Origin of the sequence: Arthrobacter sp. SLBN-53, from assembly GCF_006715585.1 — a bacterium.
GTDB lineage: Bacteria > Actinomycetota > Actinomycetes > Mycobacteriales > Mycobacteriaceae > Mycobacterium > Mycobacterium neoaurum_A.
Genome location: NZ_VFNN01000001.1, coordinates 313,865 through 338,144, shown reverse-complemented (window position 1 = coordinate 338,144; position 24,280 = coordinate 313,865). Strand labels below are relative to the sequence as shown.

At 66.6% G+C, this 24,280-nt stretch carries 20 protein-coding genes; 3 read left to right on the top strand and 17 right to left on the bottom strand.

Annotated features, from left to right (window positions below; translation table 11 throughout):
- Positions 1–52: 52 nt before the first annotated feature.
- Positions 53–1,528 carry an acetyl-CoA acetyltransferase gene (locus FBY28_RS01660; protein WP_141863759.1) on the top strand — a complete coding sequence of 492 codons (1,476 nt, stop codon included), beginning with the start codon at positions 53–55 and terminating at the stop codon, positions 1,526–1,528.
- A gap of 1 nt (position 1,529) precedes the next feature.
- Here FBY28_RS01660 and FBY28_RS01655 read toward each other — a convergent pair whose 3' ends face one another.
- The 7 genes from FBY28_RS01655 to FBY28_RS01625 form a co-directional block, all read right to left on the bottom strand.
- Positions 1,530–2,519, bottom strand: coding sequence for a malate dehydrogenase (locus tag FBY28_RS01655; RefSeq protein ID WP_141863757.1), 990 nt, complete (start codon positions 2,517–2,519; stop codon positions 1,530–1,532).
- A 30-nt stretch (positions 2,520–2,549) separates the two neighbouring features.
- The gene (locus FBY28_RS01650; protein WP_141863755.1) at positions 2,550–3,782 is read right to left on the bottom strand and encodes an NAD(P)/FAD-dependent oxidoreductase; all 1,233 of its coding nucleotides are present in this window, start codon (positions 3,780–3,782) and stop codon (positions 2,550–2,552) included.
- A complete protein-coding gene (locus FBY28_RS01645; protein WP_141863753.1) occupies positions 3,779–4,432 on the bottom strand; it encodes a DNA glycosylase family protein in 654 nt (217 codons plus the stop codon). The genes FBY28_RS01650 and FBY28_RS01645 overlap by 4 nt, the downstream gene beginning before the upstream one ends.
- Before the next feature lie 40 nt (positions 4,433–4,472).
- Positions 4,473–4,796: a TfoX/Sxy family protein gene (locus FBY28_RS01640; RefSeq protein ID WP_141863751.1), complete on the bottom strand. Its 324-nt coding sequence runs from the start codon at positions 4,794–4,796 to the stop codon at positions 4,473–4,475.
- A 37-nt stretch (positions 4,797–4,833) separates the two neighbouring features.
- Positions 4,834–5,301 (bottom strand): OsmC family protein, encoded by a 468-nt coding sequence (locus FBY28_RS01635; protein ID WP_216847434.1) that lies wholly within the window; start codon positions 5,299–5,301, stop codon positions 4,834–4,836.
- Positions 5,302–5,380: 79 nt separating this feature from the next.
- A complete protein-coding gene (gene lon / locus FBY28_RS01630; RefSeq protein ID WP_141863747.1) occupies positions 5,381–7,729 on the bottom strand; it encodes an endopeptidase La in 2,349 nt (782 codons plus the stop codon).
- A 66-nt stretch (positions 7,730–7,795) separates the two neighbouring features.
- Positions 7,796–8,488, bottom strand: a complete 693-nt coding sequence (locus tag FBY28_RS01625; protein ID WP_216847433.1) for a VC0807 family protein — start codon at positions 8,486–8,488, stop codon at positions 7,796–7,798.
- A gap of 306 nt (positions 8,489–8,794) precedes the next feature.
- Here FBY28_RS01625 and FBY28_RS01620 point away from each other — a divergent pair, with 306 nt between their 5' ends.
- The gene (locus FBY28_RS01620; protein WP_141863745.1) at positions 8,795–10,561 is read left to right on the top strand and encodes a BCCT family transporter; all 1,767 of its coding nucleotides are present in this window, start codon (positions 8,795–8,797) and stop codon (positions 10,559–10,561) included.
- A gap of 456 nt (positions 10,562–11,017) precedes the next feature.
- On the opposite strand, the gene FBY28_RS01615 is transcribed toward FBY28_RS01620, so the two are convergent.
- From FBY28_RS01615 to FBY28_RS01605, 3 genes are all read right to left on the bottom strand, one after another.
- The gene (locus FBY28_RS01615; RefSeq protein WP_030136577.1) at positions 11,018–12,013 is read right to left on the bottom strand and encodes an esterase family protein; all 996 of its coding nucleotides are present in this window, start codon (positions 12,011–12,013) and stop codon (positions 11,018–11,020) included.
- A 184-nt stretch (positions 12,014–12,197) separates the two neighbouring features.
- Positions 12,198–13,598, bottom strand: a complete 1,401-nt coding sequence (locus FBY28_RS01610; protein ID WP_141863743.1) for a mechanosensitive ion channel domain-containing protein — start codon at positions 13,596–13,598, stop codon at positions 12,198–12,200.
- Entirely contained in the window at positions 13,595–15,673 is a 2,079-nt protein-coding gene (locus FBY28_RS01605) for an adenylate/guanylate cyclase domain-containing protein (protein WP_216847432.1), read from the bottom strand. Before FBY28_RS01605 ends, FBY28_RS01610 begins: the two co-directional genes overlap by 4 nt.
- A gap of 161 nt (positions 15,674–15,834) precedes the next feature.
- On the opposite strand from FBY28_RS01605, the gene FBY28_RS01600 reads away from it, so the two are divergent.
- A complete protein-coding gene (locus FBY28_RS01600) occupies positions 15,835–17,157 on the top strand; it encodes an NAD(P)/FAD-dependent oxidoreductase (RefSeq protein ID WP_141863741.1) in 1,323 nt (440 codons plus the stop codon).
- Here the strand turns inward: FBY28_RS01600 and FBY28_RS01595 are convergent.
- From FBY28_RS01595 to FBY28_RS01565, 7 genes are all read right to left on the bottom strand, one after another.
- Positions 17,148–18,428: an alpha-amylase family glycosyl hydrolase gene (locus tag FBY28_RS01595; RefSeq protein ID WP_141863738.1), complete on the bottom strand. Its 1,281-nt coding sequence runs from the start codon at positions 18,426–18,428 to the stop codon at positions 17,148–17,150. The genes FBY28_RS01600 and FBY28_RS01595 overlap by 10 nt on opposite strands.
- Complete coding sequence (locus FBY28_RS01590; RefSeq protein WP_141863736.1) at positions 18,425–18,904, bottom strand: nucleoside deaminase; 480 nt, start codon at positions 18,902–18,904, stop codon at positions 18,425–18,427. The genes FBY28_RS01595 and FBY28_RS01590 overlap by 4 nt, the downstream gene beginning before the upstream one ends.
- Before the next feature lie 30 nt (positions 18,905–18,934).
- Positions 18,935–19,150 (bottom strand): hypothetical protein, encoded by a 216-nt coding sequence (locus FBY28_RS01585; protein WP_141863734.1) that lies wholly within the window; start codon positions 19,148–19,150, stop codon positions 18,935–18,937.
- Between the two features lie 132 nt (positions 19,151–19,282).
- Positions 19,283–20,959 carry a tetratricopeptide repeat protein gene (locus tag FBY28_RS01580; protein WP_141863732.1) on the bottom strand — a complete coding sequence of 559 codons (1,677 nt, stop codon included), beginning with the start codon at positions 20,957–20,959 and terminating at the stop codon, positions 19,283–19,285.
- 19 nt (positions 20,960–20,978) lie between these two features.
- Positions 20,979–21,998: a hypothetical protein gene (locus tag FBY28_RS01575; RefSeq protein WP_141863730.1), complete on the bottom strand. Its 1,020-nt coding sequence runs from the start codon at positions 21,996–21,998 to the stop codon at positions 20,979–20,981.
- Positions 21,998–22,579: a TetR/AcrR family transcriptional regulator gene (locus FBY28_RS01570; RefSeq protein ID WP_141863728.1), complete on the bottom strand. Its 582-nt coding sequence runs from the start codon at positions 22,577–22,579 to the stop codon at positions 21,998–22,000. Before FBY28_RS01570 ends, FBY28_RS01575 begins: the two co-directional genes overlap by 1 nt.
- 96 nt (positions 22,580–22,675) lie before the next feature.
- A complete protein-coding gene (locus FBY28_RS01565; RefSeq protein WP_141863726.1) occupies positions 22,676–24,271 on the bottom strand; it encodes a SulP family inorganic anion transporter in 1,596 nt (531 codons plus the stop codon).
- Between the last annotated feature and the right edge of the window lie 9 nt (positions 24,272–24,280).

Here is a 24,280-nt window from a genome sequence, read left to right as displayed (position 1 = left end):
CGCGCCGCTCTCACTCTGAATTTTCCGCACGCTCGTGGAGAGGAATGCACGCATGACCATTGACCCCAGGACCCCGGTGCTCGTCGGGTTTGGCCAGACCAACCAGCGCGATGAGAGCGCGACGACCGAGCCCGTCGACCTCATGGAGGCCGCCGCTCGCGCCGCCGCCGACCCGCGCGTGCTGGCCGCCGTCGATTCGGTACGGATCGTCAACCTGCTGTCCTGGCGGTACCGCGATCCCGGCCTGCTGTTGGCGCAGCGCATCGGGGCGGCCTCGGCGGCCACCCGCTACACCCCGATCGGTGGCAACGTGCCGCAGTCGCTGGTCAACCAGGCGTGCCTGGACATCCAGCAGGGACGCAACGACGTGGTGCTGATCAGCGGCGGTGAAACGTGGCGCAGCCGAACCCGGTTGCGCGCCCGCGGTGAGAAGCTCACCGGCACAAAGCAGGACGAGTCGGTGCCGCTGGCGCCGGGCTCCGATGACGAGTTCGCGCTTGCCGGTCCCGGCGAGCTGCGCATCCATCTGGACCGGCCGTCGTTCGTGTACCCGATGTTCGAGCAGGCCTTGCGCATCGCGGCCGGCGCCGCACCGGCCGAGCACCAGCGCCGGATCGGCGAACTGTGGTCGCGCTTCAGCGCGGTCGCGGCGACCAACCCGCACGCCTGGAGCCAGGAGCCGCTGTCCGCCGACGAGATCGCCAACCCGGGACCGAAGAACCGGATGATCAGCACGCCCTACACCAAGCTGATGAACTCGAACAATATGGTCGATCAGGGCGCCGCACTGATCCTGATGTCCGCGGAGAAGGCCACCTATCTCCAGATACCCACCGAGCGTTGGGTTTTCCCGTACGCCGGCACCGACGCGCACGACACCTACGAGATCAGCCACCGCGCCGAGTTCCATGGCTCACCGGCCATTCGGATCGGGGGACTGACCGCGCTGGAGCTGGCGCAGACCGATCTCGCCGATATCGCGTTGGTCGACGTCTATTCATGCTTCCCGTCGGCGGTGCAGGTCGCGGCCAACGAACTCGGACTGGCTCTCGATGACCCGCGCCGGCCGCTGACCGTGACCGGCGGACTGACCTTCGCCGGCGGACCGTGGAACAACTATGTGACACATTCGATCGCGACGATGGCCGAGCGGCTGATCGCCGAACCGGGCAGCCGGGGCCTGATCACCGCCAACGGTGGTTATCTCACCAAGCACAGCTTCGGGGTATACGGAACCGAGCCGCCGAGCCACGAATTCCGTTGGGAGGACGTGCAGCAGAAGGTGGACGCCGAACCCACCCGGGCCGCCGAGGTCGAGTGGTCCGGCGTCGGCACGGTGGAGACGTGGACGACGCCGTTCGATCGTGAGGGCGAACCGGAGAAGGCGTTCCTGGCGGTGCGCACCCCCTCCGACACGCGCACCCTGGCGGTGCTCACCGATCGCTCCGAGGCGCGGGCCAGCGTGGACGAGGACATCGCCGGGGCGAAGGTCACCGTGCGCGCCGACGGCACGGCGACGCTGGGCTGACCTACAGCAGGCCCAGTGCCGCCACGGCGTCGCGCTCCTCGCGCAGTTCGGCCACCGAGGCGTCGATCCTGGCGCGCGAGAATGCGTTGACGTCGAGGCCCTCGATGATCTCCCAACGGCCCCCGACCGACCGGCATGGGAACGAGGACACCAGACCTTCGTCGACGCCGTAGGCGCCCGGCGACGGCAGTGCCACGGAGGTCCAGTCGTCGGCCGGGGTGCCGTGGACCCAGTCGTCGATATGGTCGATGGCCCCGTTGGCGGCCGAGGCCGCCGAGCTGGCACCGCGTGCTTCGATGATCGCGGTGCCGCGACGAGCCACCGTCGGGATGAAATCGTCGGCAAGCCAATGGGTGTCGGCGGCGTAGTCGGCACCGGACCGGCCACCCACCACGGCGTGGAAGATATCGGGGTACTGCGTCGGGGAGTGGTTGCCCCAGATGGTCATCCGGCTGATCTCGGTCACCGGCACCCGCGCATGCCTTGCCATCGCGGCGACGGCCCGGTTGTGATCGAGGCGGGTCAGCGCGGTGAATCGGTCACGCGGGATATCGGGTGCGTGCGCCGATGCCACCAGGGCGTTGGTGTTCGCGGGGTTCCCCACGACGAGCACCCGCACATCGTCGGACGCGCCTGCGTTGAGCGCCGCGCCCGCGTTGGCGAAGATCTGCGCGTTGGCGCCGAGCAGGTCGGCGCGTTCCATGCCCTTGGTCCGTGGCCGGGCGCCGATGAGCAGCGCGACGTCCACGCCGTCGAACGCCCGCACCGGGTCGTCGTAGATCTCGGTGCCCGCCAGCAGTGGGAACGCACCGTCGTCGAGCTCCATCACCACACCCTCGGCGGCACGCACCGCATCGGGCAGCTCCAGCAGTCGCAGCGTGACCGGTGTGTCATGACCGAGCATCGCGCCTGCGGCGATTCGGAACAACGCCGCGTAGCCGATCTGGCCCGCGGCGCCGGTGACGGCGACGGTGACGGGGGTGGGGGACATGCCGACCACCCTAATCGCGCCTATCGGTGGTCAGTCGAACAGCTCCGCGAGCGGCACCAACGGATCGGCCAGCCTCTGCCGGTCGACCTTAGTGCCGGATCGGATGAGGGCCTTGATGTCATCCAGGCCCTCCCAGATGTTGACGTTCATCCCGGCCAGCACGCGGTCCTTCCCGTCCAGCCAGAATGAGGTGTACTCGCGACCGTCGACATCGCCGCGGAAGACCACGGCCTCGTAATCCGGTGCGTGACCGACGTACTCCATACCGAGGTCGTACTGGTCGGTGTAGAAGTAGGGCAGCTCGTCATAGACGCCCGGCTTGCCCAGCATCCCTGCGACGGCCACGGCGGGTTGTTTCTTGGCATTGGCCCAGTGTTCGGTACGAATCCTGGTGCCGTACAGCGGATGCTGGGCCGCGACAATGTCACCGACGGCATAGATGTCCGCGTCGCTGGTGCGCAAAGACGCATCCACCGCCAGCCCTCCGTCGACGATGTCCAGACCTGCGCGTTCGGCCAGTCCGAGATTCGGTTCCGCGCCCACCGCAATCAGCACGGCGTCGGCGGCCACCGTGGAACCGTCGCCGAGGCGCACTCCGGAGGCCGGTCCACCGGCGGTTGTGGTGATGCCCTCGACGGTCGCGCCGAACCGGAAGTCGACGCCATGCCCGGTGTGTAGGCCGGCGAACACCTTCGCGTTCTCCCGGCCGAGCGTCTTGAGCAGCGGCAAGTCCGCGTTCTCGACAACGGTGACGGCGACATCCCGGGACCGTGCCGCGGCGGCGACCTCCAGGCCTATCCAGCCCGCGCCGATGATGGCCAGCCGCTGTCGGTGCTGCAGCGCCGACAGCAGGGCGTCGGCATCGGCGACCGTGCGCAGTACATACACACCATCGGCATCGGCGCCCGGGATGTCCAACCGGCGCGGCCGTGATCCGGTGGCCAACAACAGTTTGTCGTAATGCTCATGCCGGCCCTCGTCGAAGCCGACGGCATGTGCGGCCGGGTCGATGATGCTGACCTCGGTACCCAACCGCAAATCAACATCGTGTTCTCGAAACCAGTCCGCGTCGTGCACCGTGAAATCGGGCGGTGTGGCCTTGCCGAGCAGGTAGTCCTTGGACAGCGGTGGCCGCTCGTAGGGCAGTGCGGATTCGGCACCGAAAAGGATGATGCTCCCGTCGAAGTCGTTGTCGCGCAACGCTTCGGCGGCCTTTGCGCCGGCCAGCCCGCCGCCGATGATCAGATAGCTGGGTGTGGTCATGTCTGCTCCGTGGTTGCGTTGATGAGGGTGTCGCGTAATTCGTCGTCGAGGGAAACCCGCACCAAGGCGGCGGCCAGCCGGGCCGACCTGCGCGGTGCCAGTCGGTGCAGGCCATCCGGATCGTGGGGTAGACCAAGCCCACGTGCGGCCTCGACCGCACGGTCGTCGAAGTAGGGCCGCACCCACGGCCACACGTCCTGCACCTCGCGCAGGAAGATGTCCGCGCCCGTCGGCCCGATACCTTTGAACTCCTGCAGTTGGCGTTTCGTCGCCGCCACGTCGTGGCCCGACTTTTCGGCGAGCGTACGGAGGTCTCCGGAGTAGTGCTCACGGACGCGGGTCGCGAGTTCGGTCAACCGGGTCGCCGAGCTCTCGTCGTAGCGGGCGTAGTGCGCGCGGCCGAAACAGTCGATCATTGTCCGTCGGTCGGAATCCAACACCGAATCCGGTGTGCGCAGGCCCGCGGTGTGGAGTTCGCGGGCGGCGGCGGTGGCGATATCGGCACCGATGGGCTTGCTGGCGAGCATCGCCAGCGTCAGCAGCTGGAACAGCGGAGCAGGGGCGTCCTTGAGCGTGATGCCGGCTTGTTCGGCATAGGTGGTGCCCGCCTGCTGGATCAGCCGCTCGGCCCTGTTCTGCGAATCAGACATCGGTGTTGAGGTACCCGGGGCGGTCCGGCGCAAACGTCGGCTACTTCGGAGGCAGCGACCTCGCATGCGAGATCCCGCGATCCACCCAGGATCGCAGCCTGCGTTTATCGGAAATCCCGGCGGTCGCCACTCGGATCCAGCCACGGACCTCGCGCCCCGACATCACCATCGGCTCGACATGTTCGCGGCCGAGCAGGGCGCCGGTTTCTTCGGCGGGCACCCGCACCATCAGCCCGCCCTGACCCGATACGCAGACGGCCATGTGCCCGTTCACCAGAAAGGCCAGCCCGCCGAACATCCGCCGCTCCTCGGCCCCGCCGACAAGCTCTCGCACGCGATCTGCGAGATCCAGGTCGTAGGCCATGTCAGTCCAGGTCCACCCGGATGGTCATGCCGAGATTCTAAGCAGTGCCCGGCTCACAACGGACGTCGAAATTCACAGAGTTCGCGATGAAGCACAGATGATGGGCCCGCTCATGGATCGCCGACAACGCATCGAGGTGTCGGGGATCATCGACCCGGACCTCCGGCCTCAGCACCACCTCGGTGAAATGCCCGCCACCATCCTCGGTTTCGGACATCGTGCCCGACGGATGATCGGTGTACCCGGTGACGACTATGCCCTCCTGAGCGCATAGCCCGAGAAACCACAGCATGTGGCATTGGGACAGCGATGCGACCAGCAGCTCCTCTGGATTCCATCGGTGCGGGTCACCGCGGAAGGACGGATCCGCGCTGCCGGGGATCGTCGGCTTGCCGGCCCCGCTGATCTCATGGGCGCGCTCGTATGCGCGGTAACCGCTGGTGCCGCTTCCGGTGTTACCGGTCCAGGTGATATCCGGTTCGTAGCGGTGTGTCTTGCCGACCATGCTCATACGGTAGAGGTCACCCCGAGCGTGCGTGTCTGCTGGTCGACTGTCAGACCTGCAGACACGCACGCTCGTCAGGCTATGCCGCGACCGTGTCGGTCGAGCTCTCGGCGGCCGGCTCCAGCGCCAGCGCGACGATCTCTGCGACATCGGTCATCGGCCGGACGTCGAGCGCGGCCAGAACTTCCTCGGGGACCTCGTCGAGATCGGGTTCATTGCGTTGCGGGATGAAGACGGTCATCAGCCCGGCCCGTTGCGCGGCGAGAAGCTTCTGCTTGACACCGCCGATGGGCAGCACCCGACCGTTCAGCGTGACCTCGCCGGTCATGCCCACGTCACCGCGGACCTGCCGCCCGGTGGCCATGGAGACCAGGGCGGTCACCATCGTCACACCGGCCGACGGGCCGTCCTTGGGCACCGCACCCGCGGGCACGTGCACGTGGATCTGTCGATCCAGCGCCTTCGGGTCGACGCCGAGCTGCTCGGCATGGGCACGCACATAGGACAGCGCGATCTGCGCCGACTCCTTCATCACGTCGCCGAGCTGACCGGTCAGCTTCAATCCCGGCTCTGCCTCGACCGAGCCGGCCTCGATGTAGAGCACATCGCCACCGAGTCCGGTCACGGCCAGACCGGTCGCCACACCCGGCACCGCGGTCCGCTCGTCGGAGTCCGGAGTGAACCGCGGACGGCCCAGGTACTCAACGAGATCCGGCTCATCGATGATGAGGCCGGTGATCCCTCCAGCCAGCTTGGTCGTGACCTTGCGCAGCGCCTTGGCCAGCAACCGCTCGAACTGGCGCACGCCCGGTTCGCGGGTGTAGTCGGCGGCGATCTTGCGCAGCGCAGAATCCGTCACCTCAACTTCGTCCACGCTGAGCGCCGCCTTCTCGGCTTGCCGGGGCAACAGGTAATCCCGCGCGATGGCCACCTTGTCGTCCTCGGTGTAGCCGTCGATCTGGATCAGCTCCATGCGGTCCAACAGCGCCGACGGGATGTTCTCGATGACGTTGGCCGTCGCCAGGAACACCACATCGGACAGGTCCAGGTCCAGCTCCAGGTAGTGGTCGCGGAACGTGTGGTTCTGCGCCGGGTCCAACACCTCGAGCAGCGCCGAGGACGGGTCGCCGCGGTAGTCCGAGCCGACCTTGTCGATTTCGTCGAGCAGCACGACCGGGTTCATCGAACCGGCCTCGCCGATGGCCCGCACAATCCGGCCGGGCAGTGCGCCGACGTAGGTGCGCCGGTGCCCGCGGATCTCGGCCTCATCGCGCACACCGCCGAGGGCGACACGAACGAACTTGCGGCCCAAGGCCCGTGCGACGGACTCACCCAACGAGGTCTTGCCCACCCCGGGCGGACCGGCCAGCACCATCACCGCGCCGGAGCCACGCCCGCCGACGACGGACATGTTGCGTTGGGCGCGCCGCGCCCGCACCGCCAGATATTCGACGATGCGGTCCTTGACGTCCTCCAGACCGTGGTGATCGGCGTCGAGGATCTCGCGAGCCGCTTTCAGGTCGGCCGAGTCCTCGGTCGTGACATTCCACGGCAGGTCCAGCACGGTGTCCAGCCAGGTACGGATCCAGCCGCCCTCGGGGCTCTGATCGCTGGAGCGTTCCAGCTTGCCGACCTCACGCAGCGCGGCCTCACGGACCTTCTCCGGCAGCTCGGCGGCCTGGACGCGGGCCCGGTAATCGTCCTCACCCTCCTGGCCGTCGGGACCCAGCTCGCCCAGTTCCTTGCGGATCGCGGCCAACTGTTGGCGCAGCAGGAACTCCTTCTGCTGCTTGTCCATCCCGGCCCGGACGTCCTCGGCGATCTTGTCGTTGACCTCGACCTCGGCCAGGTGCTCACCGGTCCAATCGATCAACAGCCGGAGCCGACGCTCGACATCGGAGGTCTCCAACAGCTCACGCTTCTGCACATCGCTCAGGTACGACGCGTAACCGGCCGTATCGGCCAGCGCGGACGGGTCGCTGATCTTGTTGACGACGTCGACGATCTGCCAGGCCTCGCGGCGCTGCAGCATCGCCAGCAGCAGCTTCTTGTACTCGGCGGCCAGGGCTTTGGTCTCGACGGAGACCTCCGCCTCCGCGATCGGCTCGACCTCGACCCACAGCGCGGCACCGGGTCCGGTGGTGCCGGAGCCGATGTGTGCGCGGGTCTCGCCCTTGACGACGGCGGCCGCGCCGCCGCCGGGAACCCGGCCCACCTGCACGATCGAGGCGAGCACCCCGTAGGTGGGGTAGCGGTCATCCAGGCGCGGTGCGATGAGCAGTTTCGCTGCGTCGCGGTCTTGGGCGGCGGCTTGGGCCGCTTCGACGGCGACGCGCGCGGTGTCGTCCAGCTCGATGGGCACCACCATGCCGGGCAGCACGATGGGCTCGCTGACGAACAGGACCGGGACTGTGATGGCTTCAGACATCAATCCTCCAAAGTTGATTCTGATGCACTCAACCCGGAGCGGTCTGCGGTTGTTCCCGGCGCACGGTCACTGCGCTGAGGGCGAACACCGGGGTGGCGGTGCCGGGGGATCGGCGGACGGCACCGCCGACTCGTCCGTGTGCTGCCACCGCGCTCGCGCCCGGTTGGCGATGACGACCGTCAGCAGCGTCAGAATCCCGATGACGATCAGCGACACCGCGGTGTTGAGGCCCTTGCCGACGTCGACCGAGAACGAATAGATGATGCCCAGGCTCAGACCCGTGCCGACCAGAAGCCCGACACCCCACATCGCAGAGAGCAGGACGTGGATGTGCCGCCGGAAGGTCGCGGCCCCGGGATCCGCCGACTCCGGCACGTCGTCCGGTTGCACCCGCTCGGCGACAACCTGGGTCAAGGGCTTACCGATGACACAGCTCCCGAGGAAGATCAGTGCGCCGATGCCGCCGACCAGGGTGTCGCCGACCATCAGCATCCGGGCATCCGAGGTCGCCAGGCCGACGGCCAGGCTCAGGCCGAAGTTGAGCATCAGGTAGCCGGCGAACGGGTCAAGCCGGCGTGCGCGGATCGCGTCGTAGCCGACCTTGGCACCGGCGAGCACCGTCGCGGTGAGCAGGGCCAGATATTCGGACACCCCGGCGGCGCGCAATCCGTAGTAGGCGACCAGCGGCGGGGCGATGTCGAGCAGCATGCCGCGCAGAACGGGACGCAACGACGGTCGCGGCGTATGCGCCTCGGTCACCCTGCCGACATTATGGCCCGATGCTGACAACCCGCTGTGAGTGCCTGCGCCGGCGGTCGCTGCGTCGGCCCAGACGTCCGCTCGGGTCTCTGACGGCGATCCGGACGGGTAACCGGGTGAAAAGAAGGGCGAGGCACTTCTCTGAGCGGGGGGCGAGGCACAGAACGAGTGGGACGGCCTGGCTGATCAACCGGTCCTGCCGCAAATGGAGCGGGTATGGTCAGATCCCGCCGGCCGCTGGCCGGCCCATGGCCAGATTTGACTGGCGCACGCGACGTAGAGCGAAGACGATGACGAGGTTGGTCGATGCCCAAGAGTTCGCTAACTGTGATGCCCAAGGCGTTCCGCGCCTTGAAACCGCAGGTGTTCATCCCTTCCTCGGTACTCATCATCGGGCTGATTGTCTTCTCGGTGGCTTTTTCCGCCACCGCCGAAGGAGCCTTCGCCGAACTCAACAAGGCCATCACGTCCGGTGTCGGGTGGTGGTACATCTTGGTCACCACGGGCTTCGTACTGTTTGCCGTGTACTGCGGGGCGTCGCGCATCGGCACGATCAGGCTCGGAGCTGATGACGAGGAACCCGAGTTCACTTTCATCGCGTGGTTGGCGATGCTGTTCAGCGCGGGCATGGGTATCGGCCTGGTCTTCTACGGCGTCGCTGAACCGCTGACCCACTACGTCGATCCACCCGCATCGCTGGGTGTCGACGGCGCCACCGCACCCGCGGCGAATCAGGCGCTGTCGCTGACGCTGTTCCACTGGGGTTTGCACGCATGGGCCATCTACGTCGTTGTCGGCCTCGGAATGGCCTATATGACCTACCGGCGCCAGCGCCCGCTCTCGGTGCGGTGGCTGCTGGAGCCGCTCATCGGTAAGAATCGCGTCGAGGGACCCATCGGCCACGCGGTCGACGTGGTGGCCGTCGTGGGCACCCTGTTCGGCGTGGCCACGTCGCTCGGGTTCGGGATAACCCAGATCGGTGCCGGACTGCAGTATCTGGGCTGGATTGAACTGGACAACACCTGGACGCTGGTGCTCATCGCGGTGATCACGGCGATGGCCACATTCTCTGTGGTCAGCGGCGTCGCCAAGGGCATGCAGTGGTTGTCCAACATCAATATGGCGCTGGCAGCGGCGTTGGCCCTGTTCGTCATCGCGTTGGGACCGACGCTCTTCTTGTTGCAGGCGTGGGTGCAGAACCTCGGCGGGTACGCCCAGGCGCTGCCGCAGCTTTCCCTGCGCACCGGACCTTTCAGCGACGGAAGCTGGCTGGGATCGTGGACCATTTTCTACTGGGGCTGGTGGATCAGCTGGGCGCCGTTCGTCGGCATGTTCATCGCGCGGATATCCCGCGGTCGCACCATCCGCGAGTTCGTCACCACCGTTCTGCTGGTGCCGACGGTGATCGGGTCGTTGTGGTTCACCATTTTCGGTGACTCGGCGATTCTGCGGCAGCGCACGCAGGGCGACATGCTGGTCGACGGCGCCGTCGACTCGAATACCTCGCTGTTCCAATTGTTGTCGACGCTGCCGTGGCCCACCATCACCAGTGTGGTTGCGGTGCTTGTGATCATGTTCTTCTTCATCACGTCATCGGACTCGGGTTCGCTTGTCATCGACATCCTCTGCTCGGGTGGAGACTTGGATCCACCGAAGGCCACCCGGGTGTACTGGGCGGTGCTTGAGGGCGTCGCGGCTGGAGTTCTTTTGTTGGTCGGCGGCGCGGGATCCCTCACCGCTCTGCAAACGGCGTCGATCGCCACCGCAGCACCGTTTTCCCTGGTAATGGTTGCCGCGTGTGTGGCCATGTTGCGGGCCTTCCGATACGACCTGGCCACGACGCCGCGGCTGCTGCATGTCACAGCACCCGACCTGCCTCCGTCGCACCGCCGCCATGGCGTGTCGGCCACCATGGCCGGCTTGGTTGCGGTCCGGACGATCACGCCGGCCGACTGGGAGATACACCCGGCGACCGGAGAACTGTCGATCAATGAGCCGACAGATCCGCTTGCCGACGGGAAGGTGGCCCCCGACGCGGCACCGGCTCAGAAGCAGAGCCCGACGAACGAGTAACGCTGAGGGCCTGACCTCGCCTCTCGAGGTGGCCGAACCGCTGAACTGCTGAGCGCGGTGTGGTCTAGATGAGTCCTTCGGTCGACGACCGTAATGTGGCTCCCAACCCCGTCACCCGACCGCCGGTGCCGGTCTGGTGCACCCGGAGAATGGCGGATGCGATGTCGGGAGTGAGCGCCGACCGTCCCCACATGGAGCCTATTGCGTTGGCGCGCAGACTATCCCAGCTGCCGCCCTGATGCTGCTGGTTCTTCATGGGTACCACTCAACGCGCCGCAAGGTTGTCAAGCAACCGGTTTTCGCCGCCGCATAGCCGTGAGAGTGACGTTTCTGCGCTGTCCAGACCATGGACGGCGCAGAAACGTCACTCTCGTGAACAGACACAAAGCAGGGAGCCTGCCGTTCGGGGGGTACGGCAGGCTCCCTGGGTCTTCGGTGTGTCGGGTCAGTCCGTCATCATGCGACGGCCTGGGCTCCCAACACGCGCTGGATATCAGGCTTCATCATCTGGAGCTGCTGGCCCCAGTAGCCCCAGCTGTGGGTGCCCTGTGACGGGAAGTTGAACACCCCGTTGGTCCCACCGGCCGCGACGTACTTGTCCCGGAAGCTGACGTTGGTCCGCAGGGTGAAGCCCTCCAGGAACTGCGCGGCCATCAGGTTGCCGGTGTTGGCACCGACGTCCAGGTCCGACGGGGTGCCGGTACCGCAGTAGATCCAGACGCGGGTGTTGTTGGCCACCAGCTGGTTGATGTTGACCATCGGATCGTTGCGCTTCCACGCCGGGTCCGAGGACGGGCCCCACATGCTCTCGGCGTTGAAGCCGCCGGCATCGTTCATGGCCAGCCCGATCAGCATCGGCCACCAACCCTCGGACGGGTTGAGGAAGCCGGAAAGGGATGCGGCATAGATGAATTGCTGCGGGTGGTGGATCGCGTAGTTCAGCGATGCGCTACCGGCCATCGACAGACCGACCACGGCGTTGCCGGTGCGCGACACGCCCTTGACGGTCTCCAGGTAGGTGGGCAACTCCTGGGTCAGGAAGGTCTCCCACTTGTAGGTGTAGTTCTGCCCGTTGCCCTTCGAGGGCTGGTACCAGTCCGCGTAGAAGCTGGACTGGCCGCCGACCGGCATGATCGTGGACAGACCGGACTGGTAGTACCACTCGAATGCCGGGGTGTTGATATCCCAGCCGTTGTAGTCATCCTGAGCGCGCAGGCCGTCGAGCAGATAGACCGCGTGCGGCCCACCGCCCTGGAACTGCACCCGGATGTTGCGGTTCATCGACTGGGAGAACACGTCGAGGTATTCGACGGGCAGCCCGGGTCGAGAGAACGCACCAGCAGTCGCCGAACCCCCGGCGAAACCGATCAGCCCGGGCAGCGCCAGCATCGACGCGGCAACCACCGCCAGTCTGCGTAGCCATCCGCCACGGATTTTCCTGATGGTCTTCATAACGGCAACCAACCCACCTTTCGTCTTCAAGCAATCGCCGTTGCTTTCTTCGATGGGTAGTTCAACACGGGCCACTTGCGTCACACGCGTACCAGCGCGGCGTGGTGTATCGCGGTTGGGCAACGATTCCGACTCGGTGTCGAGACCCGACACGCGGCAAAGCTCCGATGGGCCCCGGGCAGGATCAGTCGGCCGTCGCCAATGCGTCGCGCATGCTTATCCGTCGATCCTCGATGATGCGCCCGATTTCCTGCAGCAACAGGGGGTTTCGCATCACGAGGTCCTCGACGTGGCTGCGTCCGATCTGTAGGACGGCCACCTCCTCGAGGGCGCGGGCGTCGGCGCGAACAGGTTCCCGGGTGAGTGTCGTCTGGCCCAGGAAGTCACCCTGCTCCAGGGTGGCGACCGCAACGACGACTCCATCCGCGCGTGGCGCGTACAACCGCACCCTGCCGTCGAGGATGAACGTCATCTGGTGGGGGACCTGCCCGCGGGACTGCACCAGTTCGTCGGCCCCGTAGCGCGTAACCCGGGCGTGCTCGACGATCCCGTCCAGCTCACTGCGATGCAGTCGCAGGGAGGCGGCGACTGCCTGTATTGCCTCGTCGACACGCGCGGCGGTGCTGAACTCGTCGGTGCGCTCGTCGAGATGCAGACCCGAACGCCGGGAGGCATACCAGACCCAGCGCAGGAACGTCGCCTTGGCTGCGCCGTCGTCGGCAGGGCTGCGGACCGGTATCGAGGTGCGGTACTCCAGTCCACCGATCGGCACGGCTTTCGGAGTGGCTCCGCTACGCAACTGCGGCAGGGTCGCGGCCACTTCGGTGAGCATCGCGCAGACTTTGTCGGGCGCGTCCCCGGCACTGAACACGCTGACGACCGAGATGCTGTGCTGGCCTGGAGGCCGGCTCAGATTGGTGAACGATGCGGCGGCCAGCACCGAGTTGGGCATGATCTGCAGCCCGCCACCGCCGGTGTCCACGTGGGTGGCCCGCCAATTGACCTCGACGATGCGACCGCGTGCCGACGGCGTGTCGAGCCAGTCGCCGAGTTTGAAGGGTTGTTCGAACAACAGCAGCAGGCCGGAGACGATCTGGCCGACCGAATTCTGCAGGGCCAGGCCGAGAACGATCGACGTGACGCCCAGTGCGGTGAACAAGCCGCCGACATTGGCGCCCCACACGAAGGAAAGGATCATCGCCAGCCCGACCGCGATCAGCGCGAGGCGCGCCACATCGAGGAAGATCGACGGAATGCGCTGGCGCCACGAGCCTTCGGGGGCGTCCTGGAACAGCGCGGCATTGAACCCCGACAACAGCAGGATCAGGACCACGAACCCGAACACGGTCGCGATGATGCGCACACCGGTGGCTTCGGCTGATATCTCGGTGGCCTCGGTGAGCAGTAGCAACAGTGCCCCGGTCGGCACCACATAGTTGCGCACCAGGCCCACCGCGGGGGTGAGTGCGCTGCCCCGCCGGGCCAGCGCGTTACGCAACTCGGTGAGTATCACCAGGGCGACCGGCAGGCCGACGGACACCCCGACGGCCCACAAGAACCACGGGGCGTCGAACAGTCCGTTCACGAGCGCTGCTCGGTCAAGCGCCACACCGGTTCGCCGATGCCACTGTCGTCGACGGCGGTGAAAGTGCGACTACCGCTCATCACGTCGTGCACGCGTGCCGTGACGTAGACCCCGGGCTGCGACGAGCCGCTCTGCATGCTGTTCGCGAGATCCACGGTGGCGCCCCACATGTCGTAGGCCAGGCTGGACTTGCCGATCAGGCCGCTGGTGACCGTGCCCGTGTCGATACCGGCACGCAGGGTCAAGCTGTGGCCGGTCTCGGCGTTGAAGCGGTCAACGATGCGCTGCATCTCGACGGCGAAGTCGACGGTGCGGCGCACATTGTCCAACCTGGGTGTGGTCAAACCGCAGCTCGCCAGGTAACCGTCGTGCAGCGTGCGTACCTTCTCGACGCCGAGATCCTCTGCTGCCGCGTCGAACTGGCGGATCAGATGGTTGAACAGGGACAGTCCCTCGTCGGCGCTGAGCTCGGCGGACAATTCGTCGAGACCGGTGATGCCGGCGAAGATCACCGTGACGTCCTGATGGTCCTGGGCGATGGTCTCCTCCCCGTCGCGGTAGCGCGCGGCGACCGGCTCCGGCATCAGCGACAACAACAAGCGGTCGTTCTCCCTGCGTTGCTCGTTGAGCAGATCGTCCTTGATCGCCAGATTGCGGCTCATCGCGTTGAAGGCGACCGTCAGGTCACCGAACTCGTCCTTGGACTGCACAGGTACCGTGACGCCGTAGTCGCCGGAACTGATCTGGCGGGCCCCGGACTCCAAGCGCCGGATGGGTCTGGTGAACAGTCGCGCCAACAGCATCGAGGCGATCGAGACGATGAAAACGATGGCCGCTGTCGACAACACCAGTGTGCGGGTGAAGGTGGCCACCGGGGCGAACGCCTCGGAGGTGTCGATGTTGGCGACCATCACCCAGTCCAGGCCCGGCAGATTCACCGGCCCGTACGCCTGCAGGGATTCGTTACCCAGATAGTCGGTTTCGACGATGGTGCCGGTCTGTCCGCGTTGGGCCTGTCGGGTTGCCTCGTCGGCCACTGGCTGAATGAGGACATTGGTGTTGTTGCGCAGCGACTGATCGGCGACATCCGGGGGCGTACCGGCATCCACGACTCGAGTGCGGAACGCGTCGCGATCTTCTTCGAAAAGCCGCGAGTTGGACCGCATCGTCCCGTCGGGTCCGACGAGGAAGGTCTCACCGGTGCTCCCCATACCGGCCTGTTCCCACTCTCGGTCCATCGTCATGACGCGGTTGACGCCGATGGTGGGAAATTGCAATGCCAGCACCCCGTCGATCTGCCCACCGGAACCGATCGGCGACATGAACCATGCCGTCGGCTCGGCGGTCGGCTGGTAGTAGGCGAAGTCCGTGACACCGACATAGTCGACGACGTTGGACTCCAACGCGGACTGGTATGCCGCGGTGAGCTTGCCGTCGCGATAGGGCCCGGTCAGAATGTTGGTCCCGAGATCGGGTCCCTTGTAGGCCGTGTAGATGACGTTGCCTTGAGTGTCCAACAACAGCGCATCTTCGAATCGGAACCGATGCACGATCTGGCGGAAGAAGTCGTTGAAGCGGGCGTTGGCCGCCGACCATCGGCTGCCGTCACCGGCGTCGTCGTTTCGCAGGGCGGCATCCCAGTCGTCGAAGGGCGCGGTGTAATAGGCCTGCAGGTACTTCTCTGCCGGAGAGGTGGGAAGAAGGCCGCTGATATCGATGTCCTGCCCGGTAGCCGCGGTGGTTTCCTTGGCGAATTGATCCCGGTAATAGTCATTGATGGCGCGGTCCTGCGCGGGGGTGGTGGTGGCGGTGCTGAGCTCGTCGAAGCCCGCGGCGTACTCGCGTGCTGCTTCGTGTGCCGTGGAACCGCGGGTGTAGATCACCAGCGATTCGCGCAGATAGCGGTATTCGGCCTCCAACTGGCGGGTTTGCGACGAGAGGATCTCGTTGAGCCGGTTGAAGGCCGCGTCGCGCAGCGAACTACGCCCGGACTGATAGCCGATATAGCCGATCACGGCGGCAGACAGAATGCTGGTCGCCAGCAGCATGATCAACAATTTCGACTGGATGCTCATTCTCGACAGAGCACTTCGCCTGCGGCGCTTGTGGTTGTCGGCAGCGGGCCCGGGCTCCGATACTGCTTCGCTGGTGATCGCCATCAACCGGTGAGCGTAGCCGTCCGGGTCGGGTGACGCGCGCGGCTTGACGAAGTGACGTGGCGACTAGCCTGGCACGGGTGAACAACGGACGCACCAGGGTGCTCATCATCGGGGGAGGGTTCGGCGGTCTGTTCTGCGCCCGCCGGCTCGGGCGCACCGGCGCGGCGGTCACCCTGCTCGACCGTGCGGCCGGGCATATCTTTCAGCCACTGCTCTACCAATGCGCCACCGGAACGCTGAGCATCGGTCAGATCAGCCACTCACTGCGCGAGGAGCTCTCGCGATACCCCAATGTGCGCACCTTGCTCGGCGAGGCGGTGCAGCTGGATCCGGACGCCAGGATCGTGACGGCGTTACGTCCCGACGAATCGACTTACACGCTGGAGTACGACGTCCTGGTGATCGCGGCGGGCATGCAGCAGTCCTATTTCGGCAACGAGCGTTTTGCCGAGTGGGCACCGGGGATGAAGACCCTCGACGATGCGCTGTGCATCCGGCAGCGATTGTTCACCGCATTCGAGATCGCCGAGACCTTGCCGCCGGGCCGCGAGCGGGACAGCTGGCTGACCTTCGCCGTGGCCGGCGGCGGCCCCACCGGTGTCGAGATCGCCGGCCAGATCCGCGAGGTCGCCTCACGGACACTGGCCAACGAGTTCCACAGCATCAAACCCGAGGACGCCAGGGTGCTGTTGTTCGACGGTGGTGACCGGGTCTTGAAGTCGTTCGCCCCGGGTTTGACCGACAAGGCCACCCGCACCCTGCAGGCGCTCGGTGTCGAGTTGCACATGGGCGTCCATGTCACCGATGTCGGCCGCGACGGCGTGACGGTGACGCCCAAGTCCGGCGGACCGGAGCAGCGGTACGAGGCGAGGACGGTCCTGTGGACCGCCGGCGTCGAGGCGGTGCCGTTCGCCCGGCGCGCCGCGCAGGCGCTGGGCGCCGAGACAGATCGGTCCGGCCGGATCGACGTCCAACCGGATCTGTCGGTGCCTGGTCATCCCGAGGTCTTCGTCATCGGCGATCTGGCCGGGGGCGACTATCCCGGTGTGGCCGAGAACGCCATGCAGGGCGGCCTGCACGTTGCCTCGTGCGTGCGTCGTGAGCTGGCAGGTAAACCGCGCCGCAGATACCGGTACCGCGATCTCGGCTCGGCGGCCTACATCAGCCGCGGCAATGCCTTGCTGCAAGTAGGTCCGGTGAAGCTCTCGGGCCGGCTGGGCTGGATGGCGTGGGGCTTCATCCATATCGCGTTCCTGACTGGTGTCCACAACCGGGTCAGCACGGTGCTGACCTGGATGGCAGCGATCGGGCGCGGCGAGCGTGAGCATCGGACATTCATGCTCGGCGATCGCGGTGTGCCCGAACAGCCCTACACCTGGACCAAGGACGATCAGCCGTAGTCGGCGATCACCCAGCCGTGCGGGGGCACGACGAGTTCGTCGACACGTTCGGCAGGTGGGGCCCCGGAGCCCGCGATCACCCGCCCGGTCCCAGGCAACCCGGCAGTCAACGGCGCGTCGTCGAGGTTGAGGGCCACCACCAACGCTCGATCATCGGCGGCGACGCGGTAGGCGTAACCGGTGTTGGTCAGGCTCAGTGATTCGGTACGGGCGTTGTGCAGCCACGGGTTTCGTCGGCGCAGGCCGATGAGGTACTGATACAGCCGCGTCATGTCATTTGGTGGGATCGGCGGCGCGCCGAACTCGGGGCGGATCGCGTCGTCGCCGCCGACGCGTTCCTCCTTGACACCGCGCCAGGCCCATTCGTCGCCGGCGTACACGCTCGGGGTGCCTCCGGTGGTCAGCAGCAGCACTAGGGCATGCTCGAGATGCCGCGGATCTTCGATGCGGCTGGCGATCCTGGTGACATCGTGGTTGCCGATGAACGTCAGCGGCACAAAGGATCCCAGAAAATCGTTGTGGCGCTGCAGCGCCCAGTCGAGTTCGTGGAAGTTCTTGTCGTTCAGGGCGCTCCAGACGGCCTTCCACAGTTCGTACTGGGTGACCGAGTCGTATCCTGCGGCGCTCACCTGCGCTGCGTAGTCGCCGTGGATGACCTCGCCCAGGAACCAGGCATCGCGATGGCGGCGACGAACCTGCGGTAAGACCTGCCGCCAGAATCCCGGATCGACTGCATAGGCGGCATCGAGGCGCCAGCCGTCGGCACCGCGATCGAGCCAGTGGTTCATCACCTCGACGGTGTGCGCCACCACCTCGGGATTACCGTGGTTCAGCGCGATCAGTTCGCCGTGGCCCTCGAAGGTGTCGAAACCGCCGGAACCATGCCGGAACCAATCCGTCGGGCCACCCGCGACCGCGTCGCGATAGCGCGGGTGGTCGGTGCCGACGTGGTTGAACACACCGTCGAGCAACACCCTGAGCCCTCGCCGGCGGCATTCGGAGATGAGTCGGTCGAAATCGGCATCGGTTCCCAAGCGTGGATCGATACGCAAGTGATCGGTGGTGTCATAACCGTGGGTCCGGGAGCTGAACACCGGCCCGAGCGCCAGACCGGATGCGCCCAGTTCCAGCGCGTGGTCGAGCCAGTCGATGATCCGCAGCAGCCGGTGCTCCTCGGCCGTCGGTGCGGGATCGGCAGGAAACGCGCCGACGAACCCGAGGGGATAGATCTGCCACCAGATGACGTGGCGCACCCAGTCTGGATCGCTCATGGTCGGAACGCCCGCTCGTAGAGATCGCGCATCTGGTCACCCAGTTGCGGCGCGGGGCCGTCGACGACGAGACCCGGTGCGACGGTGCTGATGGGAAGTGGCGCGACCGGCGCCTGGGGCGCACCCCACTCGGCGCACCACTGGCTGAGCTGCTGGGCCGATGTCGCGTAGACGATGCGCCCCAAGCCCACCCACGCGTGCGCGGCCGAACACATGGCGCAGTGTTCACCGGAGGTGTAGACGGTGGCACTCGAGCGCTGTTCGGGGGTGAGGTGCTCGGCGGCCCATCGGGCAATGGCGAACTCGGGGTGCTCGGTGGCGTCGCCATTGCTGACGTGATTGTGATCGGCGAACAGGGTGTCACCTGCTTCGTCGACCAGAAGCGAGCCGAAGGGCTCGTCGCCGAGGTTCAGCGCGTCGCGTGCCAGTTCGACACACCGCCGAAGGAATTCCAGGTCCGCGTCGGTGATCGCCACGCGGGCGAGTTTACCCAGCGGGGTGCAACGTCAACCGCAGCGCAACGGTTGGGGCGCCGATTCGTCGGTGGCCGCCCCCCAGCACCACGCCGCGTACGCGGCCGCGACGGCGATGGCCTCGACATCGGCTTTGCTGCCGCCGGCGGAGCGGACCGGGTCGCTCACTGCGTGCCTGATCATCCCGACCAGTGCGACCAATGGCTCGTCCTTGGAACGGAGGTGCGCCAGGTGGTGTTCGTTGGACATCGTTGTCCTCTCCACAGGTAGGGGCGGGAGCGCACTCGGCTTGCGCGGGCCCCCGGTTCTTTTCCTGACGCACACGATAGTGGCTCGGGGCCTCGTTGGTTGCATGACACGTTGACTGCCAACTAAATTCACCTATTCGCAACACGTCTCCGGCCCTGTTGTGACATCGAGGCGGCACGCGCAGGACGCGAGAACGGGTACATCGGCGCGGGCGCGGGCCAGCTTCAGCTGCTGGCCGATGATTGCCGCTTCTGCATCACGGCTCAGACGTTGCAGGCACTCGTGGTAGCCGTGCAGGCTCCAGACGTTGCCAGGGTGCTGGCACGACCGGCGCAGAGTGCTGTCGAGTCCGAGATCCGCTGCGTACACGTCGGCGGCCTCGGATAACCGGCCCTGCTCGAGCAGCAGCGCGCCGTAGGCGTGCCGTGTCGGCTGCATCCAGCCCCAGGGTTCGTCGTAGGGCAGGGCGTCGTCGAGTGCGATGGCATCGCGGAGCCGGGCGAAAGCGTCGTCGAATCGCCCTTCCCGATAAGCGATTTCGCCGTCGAGCATGGCGACTCCGATGGCGAGGATATCGCGGCTGGTGTTGTTGAACAGGTAGCGGGTATCGGGAATCCGCGCGTAAGCGGCTGCGAGAGCGTCACGTTCGTCGTACGCATGAGATAGCTGGCCGGTTGCGGCGTAGGCCACCCCGCGGCCGTAGTGCACGGTCGCGGTGGTGGTGCAGTAGAGCGCACCGTCTTCGGGCACCGGCAGCGAGATCAGATCGGACCACCGGCCGAAACGCACCAGGACGTGAACCTCGAGGGCGGCGAACGCCTCCAGCCAGTCGGCCATCGGGGGCGAGGGGATGGCGAGCAGTTCGGGTGTGAGCTGTTCGGCGAGCTCGCGCGCGGCGTCGTGGGCGATCTGGAACCGGCCCTCGAACATTGCCGAGTAGACCACGAAGTGCAGATCGTGGGCGCGGTAGAGCGAATAGAAGTTCAGTGGCCCGGCATCGGCGACGAACACCCGATCGGCGGCCACGGCGGCCTGGTTGGCCACCACCGAGGCCCGGTAGTCGCCGCAGAGCACGTCGATATGGCTGGGCATGTGCTGCAGATGGCCGGCATCGGGTACCAGGCCGCGGAGCAGGTCGGCCGCGGGCAACGCGAGCTCGGGGTGCGCCGACATCTCCATCGCATGGATGTAGAGGTGCAAGATCCCCGGATGTGCCTGCCCGGCGGTCCCGGCGAGGGCGGCCTCCAGGATCGCCGTGGCCTCTTCCACCCGTGAGCCGGCGGCCGGCTGACCGGTCGCGCTGTCCCAGAGTTCCCAGGCGCTGACGTTGAGCAGCGCGTCGGCGGCCAGTGCCTGCACGTCGACATCGTCGGGGAAGCACGCGGCGACCGACACCATCGCGTCTGCGTAGGCGGCGTGCCCGCCGTGCAGCGCGGTGTCATCGGACGGGTCGTCGGTCGGGAAACGTAGCGACAGGGCTTCGATCAGGGCGCGTTCGGTGGCCGAGGCCCGCCCCGCCGCGGCCGAGGCCAGCTCTGCGTGCGCCCGCCGCAGTGCACCGTCCAGTTCGACGGGATCGAAGGCATCCCAGGCCTTGTTGTAGTTCGGGCCGACGGCGTAGGCGATGCCCCAGCGGGCGATGGCAAGGTCGCCGTCGTGTTCCAGCGCGCGTTCGAAACAGCGCACCGCCTCTTCGTGATTGAAGGCGTAGGCCCACACCAGACCCCGGTCGAACCACACCTGCGCCTGTGCAGAATCGGTGTCGACCGGGCGTCGGTAGCTGCCCAGGTCGTAGTAGCCCGCATCCATCGACCAACCATAATGGGGGTCAGCCGCGCGAGCCGGTGCGACGGCGCAGCCGTTCGGCGGCCGGTGTGCGCACGGTGGTCGCGAACGCGGCGAGCGCGAGCCCGGTGGCTGCCCAGATCATCAGTGTGGCAAAGGGTGTCAGCGCCCCATTGCCGTCGAAGTACTCGATACTGCGCAGCAGCGAAACTCCCGATCCCTGCGGCACGATCTGGTTGAACAACGTGTAGAACCCGGTCAACAGAGGTCTGCCGATCGGGCCGGCGGCCGCAGCATTGCCGACGACCACCAGGAACGCGGTGACCGTCATGGCCGCCACGGTGCCGAAGGCGGCCGCGACCCCGGTCACCGCCCCGCCGACCGCCATGGCGTAGAGCCACAGCGCCCCGAAAACCTGCCAGGGATGACCGGCCAGTGCCCCGAGCCCGCTGTCGACATACACGGTGACGACACCGGCCAGCAGTGCCGCGTAACAGCCGAGCGTGACCGTCCGCAAGGCGAGGGTGGCCGGACGGTGCACGGCGCCGACCAACCGCCCGAACGCCGCCGCACCCACCGAGGCGCCGATCGAGACGAAGATGACCGCGTAGAACTCGACGGTGCCGGACGGGTCACCCGCCGAGGTCGGCGCGATATCGGTGACAGCCGGGGTCAGTCCGGCTCCGGCCGCCACGCTGCGCCCCACGCTCTCGGCAGCGGTCGCCACGCTGCGGCCACCGCCGCCGGCCACATAGATGTCCAGGGTTCCCGTGGGCTGGGCGACCAATGCGGCGTCTGCTTTTCGCTGTAGCACCAGATCGCGCGCGGCACCGTCGTCGGTGACCGCGGTGACGGCGAGTTCGGGTCTGGCCTGCATTGCCTCGATCAGTTGGGCGGGCGCTGCGACGGCGATATCCATATGGCGCAGAGTAGGTTTGGCGAACGCACCGGCGTAGCTGGCGATCATGGCCAGCACCAGGGCGGTGAAAACGCCCATCGCGAGTGCGACGTTTCGGATCTGGGTCGGGGTGACGACCGGAGGTGCGTCGCGATGCTTGCCCATCAGATCCGTCCCGGCAGCGTGAGCAGGGCGTTGACGGTGTCGAATGCGGCGGTCACACGCTCACGGAGATCATGTGCGTCGCGCTGGTCCGGTGCCTCCATCCACGATCGCAGCACCTCCATGAACCCTCCGACCAGGAAGCGGGTCACCGCTTCGACGGTGAGCCCGGACATCGGCGCGATGACCGACATGCCCTGCGCGGCGATCTCGGCACAAGCCGGTGCCAGTTCGGCGCGGAAGGCATTGACGACCCGTTGGGTGACCGCGCTGGGGATGACATTCCGGTACATCTCGCGATGCTCCCCGGCGAAATCGAACAGCCGGGTGATGCGCACCCGGGGGTCGTCCCCGATATCGGCGGTCGCCTGTTCGAATGCCACCGCGAAGGCGGCCGCGACCGCGTCGTCACGGTCGCGGAAATGTTGATAGAAGACCTGCCTGCTCACGCCGGCGCGACCGACGATGGTGGCGACGGTCAGTTCGTCGACCGGATGTTCGTGGGCCAGCGTGAAGGCGGCCTCGTGGAGAAGGGTGCGGACCCGCTCGGCGCGCGGGTCCGCACTGTGGGTGCGTGCAGCCATGAATGCGAGGGTAATGCACTTCGTAGACAAGTGACCACGAAAACTTAGGTTATCTATGCCACCGTCGGGGCTGTCGTGTGACCTCCGCCGCCCAGGTCAGTGACCGGCGACGATATCGCTCTCGTCGATCAGGGCAGGACTTTTGGCACCCGGCAGCAGGCTGTACAGCACGCATACCGTGGCGAAGAACAGATAGCCCAGCGCCACCGACGGGTTGGCCGCCCACGCCACTGCCGGAGAGTGGATCAGCCCGATGAAGGACAGTGCCGCGCCGACGGTTGCGGCGGCGGCGGCGAAGAGGAATTTCTTCTCCAGGATGAAGACGACCATCGTGCCGAGGATCAGCCCGACCAGAACGGCACCCTCTCCCAACGTCTTCAACCCCGCGTACACCACGCCGGAACCGTTGAGCGCATCCATGCCCACCTCCGACGCCGTCGTCCCCGCGGCGTTCAAGGCATTGTCGATCTGGGTCTTGGCCCACTCGGCGAGATTGGGCAACAAGGCGATCACCACGGCGATTGCGTGCAGGCGTGGCACCGCCTGGAAGGCCTGGGCGCCGATCAGGAGACCGATGTAGAGCAGGATCGGCACGATCGCAGGCACCGGCAGCAGCGCGTCCAGGATGCCGAAGAGGCCGACGAAACACAGCACGCCGATGAGAAGGCCACTGGCCAGCGAGTAGCCGGCACGACCGCCCGCATCCTTCCAGCCCGGATGGCCGATATAGACCGCCGGCGGGAACGGTGAGCCGAAGGCCGAACCGACGACCGCGCCCGCGCCGTCGGCCAGCAGCACGCTGCGCAGGTTGTAGTTGTCACCGGCCGCCGCGGCACTCTCGACATTGCTCATCGCCTCGGTGAAGTTGTAGACACCCAGCGGGATCGCCGTGCCCAACAGCGGGGCCAGGTTGGTCAGCCCGGAGAACAGCAGGTCCAGGCGCAGATCGGGGATGCCGATCGCGATATCGGAGACGGCTCGGCCGACATCGGGCGCCGACATGTATCCGCCCATCCAGCCGATGGCGGTGCCCACCAGTAGCGCCGCCAAACCGACCGGCATCCCGAACGGCAGTTTCACGTCGGTGAAGAATCCGATCAGGATGATGGCGAGCACCGGCAGGCCGATCCAGGCGGCCTCCCACATCTGTGCGGCCGGCCGCATTGAGATGAAGGTGATGGAGATCCCGGCCAGCGTGCCGAGCATGGCGGCGCGCGGAGTGAGCTTACGGATGTAGGGCCCGACGAACGCGCCGATCATCACGATGATGCCGATCATGAACGCCCACGCCAGCCCGGCGGACCACGCCTGCAGTGGGTCCTGGGTGTTCAGGTATACCGGCAGCATCACCACGAACACGACGATGAACATGTGCGGCACCGACGGGCCGTAGGGGAGTGCGGTGACGTCCGTGCGGTTCTCGCGTCGCGCGAGCCGGCGGGCAAGAAATGTGTAGTACAGGTTTCCCAGGATCAGCGCGACGCCGAGGGCGGGGAGCACCGTACCGAGCACATCGCTGGCAGGCACCGCGACAACCCCGATCATGAGCCCGGTCAGGGTGAGGACGTTGACCAGGATGTTGAACCCGAGCCCGAAGAACGCGTTGGTGTCGCCGCGGGTCCACCACGGCACGGCAGCGGCGGCTTCGGGCACCGGCGGGTCGACCGGTGGATCGGTGATCTCGGTACTCATGGCTATCTC

Excerpts from the sequence above, each read along its gene's own strand:
- FBY28_RS01565 (WP_141863726.1), bottom strand. The coding sequence starts at position 24,271 with ATGAGTACCGAGATCACCGATCCACCGGTCGACCCGCCGGTGCCCGAA.
- lon (WP_141863747.1), bottom strand. The coding sequence starts at position 7,729 with ATGTCTGAAGCCATCACAGTCCCGGTCCTGTTCGTCAGCGAGCCCATC.
- FBY28_RS01655 (WP_141863757.1), bottom strand. The coding sequence starts at position 2,519 with ATGTCCCCCACCCCCGTCACCGTCGCCGTCACCGGCGCCGCGGGCCAG.
- FBY28_RS01575 (WP_141863730.1), bottom strand. The coding sequence starts at position 21,998 with ATGGGCAAGCATCGCGACGCACCTCCGGTCGTCACCCCGACCCAGATC.
- FBY28_RS01645 (WP_141863753.1), bottom strand. The coding sequence starts at position 4,432 with ATGTCTGATTCGCAGAACAGGGCCGAGCGGCTGATCCAGCAGGCGGGC.
- FBY28_RS01660 (WP_141863759.1), top strand. The coding sequence starts at position 53 with ATGACCATTGACCCCAGGACCCCGGTGCTCGTCGGGTTTGGCCAGACC.
- FBY28_RS01605 (WP_216847432.1), bottom strand. The coding sequence starts at position 15,673 with ATGAGCATCCAGTCGAAATTGTTGATCATGCTGCTGGCGACCAGCATT.
- FBY28_RS01635 (WP_216847434.1), bottom strand. The coding sequence starts at position 5,301 with ATGGTCGGCAAGACACACCGCTACGAACCGGATATCACCTGGACCGGT.
- FBY28_RS01570 (WP_141863728.1), bottom strand. The coding sequence starts at position 22,579 with ATGGCTGCACGCACCCACAGTGCGGACCCGCGCGCCGAGCGGGTCCGC.
- FBY28_RS01650 (WP_141863755.1), bottom strand. The coding sequence starts at position 3,782 with ATGACCACACCCAGCTATCTGATCATCGGCGGCGGGCTGGCCGGCGCA.
- FBY28_RS01595 (WP_141863738.1), bottom strand. The coding sequence starts at position 18,428 with ATGAGCGATCCAGACTGGGTGCGCCACGTCATCTGGTGGCAGATCTAT.
- FBY28_RS01585 (WP_141863734.1), bottom strand. The coding sequence starts at position 19,150 with ATGTCCAACGAACACCACCTGGCGCACCTCCGTTCCAAGGACGAGCCA.
- FBY28_RS01640 (WP_141863751.1), bottom strand. The coding sequence starts at position 4,796 with ATGGCCTACGACCTGGATCTCGCAGATCGCGTGCGAGAGCTTGTCGGC.
- FBY28_RS01620 (WP_141863745.1), top strand. The coding sequence starts at position 8,795 with ATGCCCAAGAGTTCGCTAACTGTGATGCCCAAGGCGTTCCGCGCCTTG.
- FBY28_RS01580 (WP_141863732.1), bottom strand. The coding sequence starts at position 20,959 with ATGGATGCGGGCTACTACGACCTGGGCAGCTACCGACGCCCGGTCGAC.
- FBY28_RS01615 (WP_030136577.1), bottom strand. The coding sequence starts at position 12,013 with ATGAAGACCATCAGGAAAATCCGTGGCGGATGGCTACGCAGACTGGCG.